Origin of the sequence: Nocardiopsis potens DSM 45234 (assembly GCF_000341105.1) — a bacterium.
Taxonomy (GTDB): Bacteria; Actinomycetota; Actinomycetes; order Streptosporangiales; family Streptosporangiaceae; genus Nocardiopsis_A; species Nocardiopsis_A potens.
The window spans coordinates 40,042-48,245 of the sequence record NZ_ANBB01000070.1 but is presented as its reverse complement, the minus strand read 5'-3'; the positions used below and the strand labels follow the sequence as shown (position 1 = coordinate 48,245).

7 protein-coding genes and 1 pseudogene are annotated in these 8,204 nt (G+C 71.5%); 5 read left to right on the top strand and 3 right to left on the bottom strand.

All coding sequences use genetic code 11. The features are described 5' to 3' along the window. Window positions 1-270: 270 nt before the first annotated feature. The 4 genes from D459_RS0127005 to D459_RS0126990 all read left to right on the top strand — a co-directional run bounded on the left by D459_RS0127005 (window position 271) and on the right by D459_RS0126990 (window position 4,149). Window positions 271-675 carry an SSI family serine proteinase inhibitor gene (locus D459_RS0127005; protein WP_017596118.1) on the top strand — a complete coding sequence of 135 codons (405 nt, stop codon included), beginning with the start codon at window positions 271-273 and terminating at the stop codon, window positions 673-675. 296 nt (window positions 676-971) lie between these two features. Then, window positions 972-2,360 (top strand): extracellular solute-binding protein, encoded by a 1,389-nt coding sequence (locus D459_RS0127000; protein WP_017596117.1) that lies wholly within the window; start codon window positions 972-974, stop codon window positions 2,358-2,360. 82 nt (window positions 2,361-2,442) lie between these two features. Further along, on the top strand, window positions 2,443-3,312 hold the full coding sequence (locus D459_RS0126995) for a carbohydrate ABC transporter permease (RefSeq protein WP_206540808.1): 870 nt from the start codon (window positions 2,443-2,445) through the stop codon (window positions 3,310-3,312). Then, entirely contained in the window at window positions 3,313-4,149 is an 837-nt protein-coding gene (locus tag D459_RS0126990) for a carbohydrate ABC transporter permease (protein WP_017596115.1), read from the top strand. It begins immediately after the preceding gene. A 38-nt stretch (window positions 4,150-4,187) separates the two neighbouring features. Here D459_RS0126990 and D459_RS33020 read toward each other — a convergent pair. Continuing rightward, a pseudogene (locus tag D459_RS33020) lies at window positions 4,188-5,408 on the bottom strand (RNA-guided endonuclease InsQ/TnpB family protein). 158 nt (window positions 5,409-5,566) lie between these two features. On the opposite strand from D459_RS33020, the gene D459_RS0126980 reads away from it, so the two are divergent. Continuing rightward, a complete protein-coding gene (locus tag D459_RS0126980) occupies window positions 5,567-6,400 on the top strand; it encodes an IclR family transcriptional regulator (RefSeq protein ID WP_017596114.1) in 834 nt (277 codons plus the stop codon). Here the strand turns inward: D459_RS0126980 and D459_RS0126975 are convergent. Together D459_RS0126975 and D459_RS0126970 are read right to left on the bottom strand one after the other, a co-directional pair. Continuing rightward, entirely contained in the window at window positions 6,391-7,146 is a 756-nt protein-coding gene (locus D459_RS0126975) for a TIGR03943 family putative permease subunit (protein ID WP_017596113.1), read from the bottom strand. The genes D459_RS0126980 and D459_RS0126975 overlap by 10 nt on opposite strands. Next, window positions 7,143-8,195 (bottom strand): permease, encoded by a 1,053-nt coding sequence (locus D459_RS0126970; RefSeq protein WP_017596112.1) that lies wholly within the window; start codon window positions 8,193-8,195, stop codon window positions 7,143-7,145. The genes D459_RS0126975 and D459_RS0126970 overlap by 4 nt, the downstream gene beginning before the upstream one ends. Window positions 8,196-8,204 lie beyond the last annotated feature (9 nt).

Genomic DNA, 8,204 nt, shown 5'->3' with positions numbered 1-8,204 from the left:
TTGCCCGGCACCCTTCATCCCCCTTCGTCCCGGCCGTGTTGCAACACAAACTAGAACCCACCCCCTGCCGCCGCCCGCACCGCCCGCCTTACTCTTCCCGCACCGCCACCGCACTCCGCCGTCTCACTCCGCCGCCGCACTCCGCCACTGTGCTCCCCGCCCGCCGCATCCCGGGCGCCTCGGGGATTTCGGCGATTCCCGCCCAGAGGACGATGAGTTGCGACTAGATTACCGTCCGCAATGATCTCGAACGGGAACGGAGAAGCTCCCATGCTGAAGAGGCTCGCCCCGGCCGTCGCCGCCGCCCTGGTCGCGGCGGGGGCCGCCGGTCTCGCCGGCGCCGCGCCCGCACAGGCCGACGGCGCCCCGCAGGCCGGCTCCCGGCTCGTGCTCTCCTGGAGCGAGGGGGAGGGCGGCACGTCCCGCTCGGCCACCCTGACCTGCCGGCCGGCCGGCGGCTCGCACCCGTCCGCCGCCGAGGCCTGCGCGGCCCTGGAGTCCGCCGGCGGGGACTTCTCCTCACTGCCGTCCTCCGGCGGCGCGTGCACGATGGAGCACCGGCCGGTGCGGCTCTCCGCCCGGGGGCACTGGGGCGCCGAACCGGTCGACTACGCCGAGACCTTCGGCAACCCGTGCACCGCCCGGAACGGCACGGCCGGGGTGTTCGCCTTCTAGACCGCCCTCCGGGCACCGCGGAAAGGGCCGTCCCGCTCGGGGCGGCCCTTTCCGCTGCCTCCTGTCGGCCCGGCATGTCACCCGGTGTGCATCGGTGTTCGCCGATGTGCTGCATTGCGGTCCGGGCGTTGTGCGATGCACAACTTTGCACACCCTCTCTTCAGCCGCTCCGGGCGGCGACCTTACATTCAAGCCCCATCAGGCGGTTCGATCCGGTATAGACCATTCGTCGCACTCGTCCCGTCCGTACCGGTCAGCGCCTTCCTCCCCCACCCCCTACCGGCGAAGGAGATCCGATGCGGCCTTCCCGCACGTCACCCGCCACCGCCCTCAACGGAGACCCTTCGGGCCGCCGCTCCCGCTTCTCCGGCCGCCCCGCCTCCCTCTCCTCCTCCCGCCCGCTGCGCGCCTGCGCCCTCGCCGGGCTCGCCGCGGTGCTGGCCGCCTGCGCCCCCGCCCAGACCGACGGCGCCGGCTCCGGCGCCGACGAGATGACGGGCACGCTCCGCGTCTGGCTCTTCTCCGAGGTCGACCAGGAGCCCAAGGAGAAGGTGGTCGACGAGGCCGTCGCGGAGTTCGAGTCCGCGCACGACGGCGTCACCGTCGACGTCCAGTACATCCCGGTGGAGACCCGGGCCGAGCGGTTCCAGGGCGCCTTCAACGACCCCTCCTCAGCGCCCGACGTCGCCGAGTACGGCAACACCGACCTGGCCGGCTACGTGGAGTCCGGCGGGTTCGCCGACATCTCCGACGAGCTGGCCGAGTGGGAGGACCACGCCGACATCCCCGAGGACGTCGCCGCCACCGCGCAGGTCGACGGGGCCTCCTACGGCGTCCCGTGGTTCCTGGGCGCGCGCGCCCTGTACTACCGGACCGACGTCTTCGAAGAGCTCGACCTGGAGGAGCCGGAGACCCTGGAGGAGGTCGTCGAGGCCGGCCGGAAGGTCCGCGAGGAGGACCCGGACATGCTCGGCGTCTCCGTCGGCGGCGCCTACACCTACGGCTTCCTCCCGTTCGTCTGGGCGCACGGCGGCGACGTGGCCGAGCAGGGCGACGACGGGTCCTACACCGCCGCCATCGACTCCGAGGAGGCCAAGGCCGGCCTGGAGCTCTACGGCGAGATCCTCTCCGAGGACAACTGCCCGCCGCAGACCTGCTCGGAGATGACCGGCAACGACAGCGTGCAGAACTACGTCGCGGGCCGCGCCGCGATGACCCTGGGCGGCAACTTCAACCTCAAGGCGGTGCAGGACAGCGAGGTGGCCGAGGACACCGCGGTGATCCCGCTGCCCGGCACCGAGCCCGGCAGCATCGCCCCCGCGTTCGCCGGCGGCAACAACCTCGGCGTGCTCGCCGGGACCGAGCGGCGCACCCTGGCGGTGGAGTTCGTGAAGCTGCTGGCCGGCAAGGAGTACCAGCGCGACATGTACGACGCGATGGGCAACCTGCCCACCTTCACCGACGTGCAGGAGGAGCTGGCCGAGTCCGACCCCGACGCCGGGCCGTTCATCGAGACGCTGAACGCGGGCACCCGGTTCGTCCCGGTGACCGGCTCCTGGGCCGCGGTCGACGCCGAGGGCGTGCTGCCGACCATGGTGCAGAAGGTCGCCGCCGGCGACGCCTCGGTGGACGAGGCCGCGGACGAGGCCGCCACCGCGCTCGACGACGCCTTCGGCGGGGAGTGACCCGGGCGCCATGGGAATCCCCGCACTTCCGCTCCGGCGCCCCGGGGGCACCGCCTCCGGGCGCCGGCGCCTCGAACCCTGGATGTACCTCGTGCCCGCCCTCGCGGTGCTGGGCACGATGCTGGTCTACCCGCTCTACCAGCTGGTGCTGGTCTCCTTCTACGACTACCGGCAGCCGCAGGTCACCGGCGCCGAGCCGCTCCGCTTCACCGGCCTGGCCAACTACCGGGAGCTCCTCTCCGACCCGCAGTTCTGGGAGGTGCTGCTCAACACGGTCGTGTTCGCCGGGGCCTGCGTCCTGGGCACGATCCTGCTCGGCGGCGGGCTGGCGGTGCTGGCCACCCGGCTGTCGCCGTGGGTGCGCACCCTGCTGTTCCTCGCCGCGCTGGGCGCCTGGGCCACCCCCGCGGTGACCGGCAGCGCGGTCTGGCTCTTCCTGTTCGACCCGACGCTGGGCCCGGTCAACCAGGCCCTGGCCGGGCTGGGGCTGACCGAGTTCTCCGGGCACTCCTGGACCTACACCAAGACCTCGGCGTTCGTGCTGGTCGCCTCGCAGGTGCTGTGGTGCTCGTTCCCGTTCGTGATGGTCACCCTGTACGCCGCGATCCGCGCGATCCCCGAGGAGGTCATCGAGGCGGCCCGGCTGGACGGCGCGTCCACCGCGCGGATCGCCCGCTCGGTGATGCTGCCGATGCTGCGCCCGGCGATGACCATCGTGACGATCCAGTCCATCATCTGGGACTTCAAGATCTTCACCCAGATCTACATCATGACCGGCGGCGGCGGGATCGCCGGGCAGAACCTGGTGCTCAACGTGTACGCCTACCAGAAGGCGTTCGCGTCCGGGCAGTACGGGCTGGGGTCGGCCATCGGCGTGATCACCACCCTGCTGCTGCTCCTGATCACGCTCGGCTACCTGCGCGCGCTGCGCCGCCAAGGGGAGGTGCTGTAGTTGCTCCGCCGTATCCGTACCGACGCCGCCGGCCTGCTGATCGCCCTGGTGGTCGCGTTCCCGCTGTACTGGATGGTGCTCTCCGCGCTCAAGCCCCGGGCCGCGCTGGAGGCCGGGGACCCCATGCCGTTCACGCTCACCCCCACCCTGGACTCGTTCCGCCGGGTGCTGCTGGTGGACGGCTTCGGCCAGTACCTGCTGAACAGCGTGGTGGTGGCCGCGGTGGTGGTGACCGCCTCCACGTTCTGCGCGTTCTGCGCGGCGGTGGCGCTGACCCGGTACCGCTTCCGGCTCCGCACCACCCTGCTGGTGCTGGTGCTCATCGCACAGATGGTGCCGGTGGAGGCGCTGACCATCCCGCTGTTCTTCCTGATGCGCAGCATGGGCCAGGCCGTCCCGGAGCTGGGCCTGAACCACCTGGGCTCGCTGATGCTGGTGCACACCGCCTTCGCGGTGCCGCTGGCGATCTGGATGCTGCGCGGCTTCGTCGCGGCGGTGCCCAAGGAGCTGGAGGAGGCCGCCCAGCTGGACGGGGCGGGCAGCCTGACCTTCGTCACCCGGGTGCTGTTCCCGCTGGTCGCGCCCGGGGTGGTGGCGTGCAGCATCTTCTCGTTCATCATGACCTGGAACGACTTCCTGTTCGCCAAGACGTTCATCATCTCGGCGCAGGAGAACCAGACCCTGCCGATCGCGCTGCTGTCGTTCTTCAAGCCGGACGAGAACGACTGGGGTGGCATCATGGCCGGGTCCGTGCTGATGACCATCCCGGTGCTGGTGTTCTTCCTGTTCGTCCAGCGCCGGCTGGCCTCCGGCCTGGGAGGGGCGGTGAAAGGTTGACTACTCCCCCGGCTGAAGCAGGGGGATCCCCGAACGGCCTACAACCGTCCGCCGCTTGCACGGCCCGGATCGCTCCGGGGGGTTTCCTGCTTCACCACCGACCGCCCGCCCGGCTTACGCCGTTGGGGTCTTACACCGGCTCCACAGGCCGACGCCGCCAGCCCGACGGCCAGAAGGTTCTTCGCCACGTTCACGTCCCGATCGTGGAACGCACCGCAGTCGCACGTCCAGGTGCGGACGTTCAGCGGCATCCTCTCGGTGAGGGCACCGCGGACAGAGCACAGCTTGGACGAAGGGAAAAAGCGGTCCACGACCACGACGTCCCGCCCGTACCAAGCGGCCTTGTACTCCAGTACGCTCCGGAACTCACTCCATGCCGCGTCACTGATCGCGCGGGCGAGACTTCGGTTCTTGGCCATGTTCCGGACGGTCAGATCCTCGATCACGATCGTTTGGTTCTCACGAACGAGTCGAGTGGTCAGCTTGTGCAGATGGTCCCGGCGCCGGTCGGCGATCCGGGCATGGACCCGGGCGGCCTTGCGCCGAGCCTCGGCCCGATTGGCCCCGTCCCCCCTGGCCTTCTTCGCCAGACGCCGCTGCGCCGATGCAAGCCGGGTGCGGTCGCGGCGCTCGTGCCGGGGATCAGCGATCTTCTCCCCGGTGGACAAGGTCAGCAGATGGTCCAGACCGACGTCCACGCCCACGGCGTTGCCGTTGGTGGGGAGCACTCGAACCGTCGGATCCCCGCACAGCAGGGACACGAACCAACGCCCCGCTGCGTCCCGGCTTACCGTCACGGTGGTGGGCGTCGCCCCCTCGGGGAGCGGACGGGACCACACGACATCGACCGGATCACTCATCTTTGCCAGGGTCGGCGCCCCGTCACGGAACCGGAACGCGCTGGTCGTGTATTCCGCCGACGCACGAGATCTCTTCCGGCTCTCGTAACGCGGGTACTCGGCCCTCTTGGCGAAGAAGTCGGTGAACGCCGCCTGAAGATGGCGCAGGGCCTGCTGGAGCGGGACCGAGGAGACGTCGTTGAGGTACGCGAGTTCCTCGGTCTTCTTCCAAGCCGTCAGCATCGCCGACGTCTGGTTGTAATTCACCCGCTCCTGCCGTGTCCAGGCCTCTGTGCGAGCGGCCAGCGCCAGATTGTAGACCTTCCGCACGCACCCGAACGTGCGCGACGGCTCGGCTGCCTACGCATCGGTCGGGTAGAAGCGGTACTTGAACGCCCGCTTCACATGCGTGGCCTTCATAGTTCACATGCTATTGCATCGGCTTGTGACGAAGTGCGGATGGTCGGGGATGAACACCGGTCGATCATGGCGGCGAACCGGATTCTCCTGTCCTGCTCCGCAGGGGCTCCGTTTCCTCCTCGGTCTGAAGGCCGGGGCGTCTACGAAGGAACCACCTGATGAACGTCGACCTGACCCCGCGGCGCAACTCCTCGGCGTCGCTGCGGCGCGCGCTGGCCATCCTCGACTACGTCCGGTCCCGGCCGGCGGACAGCGGCGGGGCGAGCCTCACCCAGCTCGCCGAGGGGGTGGGGGTGAACAAGAGCTCGGTGCTGCGGCTGTCCGCCCCGCTGGTGGAGGCGGGGCTGCTCACCCGGGACGCGCGCACCGGCCGGTTCCGGCTGGGGCCGGCGGCGCTCTCGCTGTGGCAGGCCTACCTGGACCAGATGGACCTGCGGTCGGTCGCCTCCGAGCACCTGCGCGGGCTGATGCGGCGCACCGGCCACACCTGCCACCTGGTGCTGCTGGACGGGCACGACGTCGTCTACGCCGACAAGGTGGAGAACACCACCACGGTCCGGATGGCCTCGCGGATCGGTTCCCGGCGGCCCGCCTACCGCACCGCGGTCGGCAAGGCGATCCTCGCGTTCAGCCCGGCCGACCTGGTGGCGGACGTGGTCGCGGCGGGCCTGCCGGCGGCCACCCCGCGCACCGTCACCGACCCGGAGGTGTTCACCGAGGAGCTGCGCCGGGTGCGCGAGCGCGGCTACGCGATCGACGACCGGGAGAACGAGCCGGAGGTGCGGTGCGTGGCCGCCCCGGTCTTCGACCACAACCGGGACCCGGTCGCCGCGATCAGCGTCTCGTCGCTGGCCAGCCGGCTGCCGGCGGCCCGGGTGCGGGAGCTGGGGCCGCAGGTGGCGGCGGTGGCCGCGCGGATCTCCGACGACCTGGGGGCGCCGCCCCCGCCGCCCCAGCAGGGCCCGCCCGCCCCGCAGGGCCGTCACTCGTAGGGGTCCGGTGGGTTCTCCACCTCGCGCATCTCCTCGACGGTGAACCGGTGATCGCGGACGGACTGCAGGTCGCCCTCGGGCTCGTCCCAGGTGCCGCGGACGGTCCACCAGGAGTCGGTCTCCGGGGCCGGCTCGCCGGTGATCAGCACCCGGTTGACCACCGCGTCCGCGGCGCAGCAGGCCATCTGCAGCCGGGCCAGGTACCAGCCCTCGTCCTCGCCCTCGGGGTGCGGTACGACGAACCCGGTGAGCTCGATGGTCCGGCCGGACATGCTCCGCTCCTCGTCGGTCCAGGCCCGGGAGACGAACTCCTGCAGCTGCAGCTCGACCGGGCCGTCCCCGGCCTCGGCGAACGGGTCCTCGCGGTACTCGCTGAGGTCGACCCGGGAGGAGTCGGGGGCGGCCGCGGCGCCGGACGCCGCGGCGGTGTAGGCGCCCAGCGCCGGCGGCGCGACCACGAACACCGCGACCGCCGGCAGCACCAGCAGCCAGGCCACCCGCGGCCCGCCGTGGTGGTCGTGCCCCTGGCAGTCGTGCCCCTCCTCGCCCTCCTCGCCCCGGGAGGCGGCGCGCAGGTCCGCGGCGACGACCAGCGCGCCCAAGAGGACCAGTACCGCCCCCGCGGCGATGAGGAACGGCCGGAACGCCCCCTGCACGTAGTTCAGGTACAGCTCGGAGAAGGCCGATGAGCCCAGCGCGGCCGCGCCCAGCAGCACCAGGACCAGCCCTTGCGCGATGCGGTTCACAGGATCAGCGCTCCGATCAGGAAGGTGGACAGCAGGGTCACCAGCAGGGTGAGCGGGACGAAGCGGCGCACGAACCCCCAGCCGAAGGTGCCCGCCTGCAGCGCGATGAGCTTGATGTCGACCATCGGGCCGACCACCATGAACGCCAGCAGCGCGGTGGGCGGGAACGGGTTGAGGCTGGCGGCGACGAACGCGTCGGCCTCCGAGCAGATCGACAGCAGGATCGCCAGCGCCGCGGTGACCAGCACCGAGACCACCGGGAGGTCGGCCAGGCCGGTGATCCACTCGCGCGGGATCGCCACGTTGAGGGTGGCCGCCGCCAGGGCTCCGACCACCAGGAACCCGCCCGCGTGCACAAGGTCGTGCACCATCGAGTCGCGGAAGACCCGCAGCTTGGGGGCGTCGGGGTCGTGCGGGGCGCGGGGCGGGCGGATCCAGTCGGACTTGCCGAACCTCGCCCAGATCCAGCCGATGACCACGGCGGCGCCCAGTGAGGCGACCAGCCGGGCGATCCACACCTCTGGCTGCCCGGGGAAGGCCACCGCGGTGGCGATCAGCACCACCGGGTTGATCGCCGGTGCGGCGAGCAGGAAGGTCAGCGCCGCCGCGGGGGCGATGCCGCGCTTCATCAGGCCGCCGGCCACCGGCACCGAGGCGCATTCGCAGCCGGGCAGCACCATGCCGGAGAGCCCGGCCACCGGGACCGCGGCGACCGGGTTGCGCGGGATGACCCTGCGGTAGAACGAGGCGGGCACGAACGCGGTCAGCGCGGCCGACAGCGCCACGCCGAACACCAGGAACGGCAGCGCCTGCAGCGAGATCGCGGTGAAGATCGTGGCCCAGGCGAGGAAGGCCTCGTGGGTGAAGCGGTCGGAGAGCCACAGGTTGCCGGCCGCCATGGCGGTGATGAACAGGGCGAACAGCCACACCGTCGCGGTGCGGCGGGGGCCCTTCGGCCGCCCCCAGTCGGACGGTGGGAGCTCTCCGGGGCCGGCCCAGTCCTGGACCAGGGAGTCGCCGAGGGAGGAGCCCGGGGGCCTGTCGGACACGAGTGCACT

Coding starts and splice junctions, on each gene's coding strand:
- D459_RS0127000 (WP_017596117.1), top strand. CDS start 972: ATGCGGCCTTCCCGCACGTCACCCGCCACCGCCCTCAACGGAGACCCT.
- D459_RS0127005 (WP_017596118.1), top strand. CDS start 271: ATGCTGAAGAGGCTCGCCCCGGCCGTCGCCGCCGCCCTGGTCGCGGCG.
- D459_RS0126995 (WP_206540808.1), top strand. CDS start 2,443: ATGTACCTCGTGCCCGCCCTCGCGGTGCTGGGCACGATGCTGGTCTAC.
- D459_RS0126980 (WP_017596114.1), top strand. CDS start 5,567: ATGAACGTCGACCTGACCCCGCGGCGCAACTCCTCGGCGTCGCTGCGG.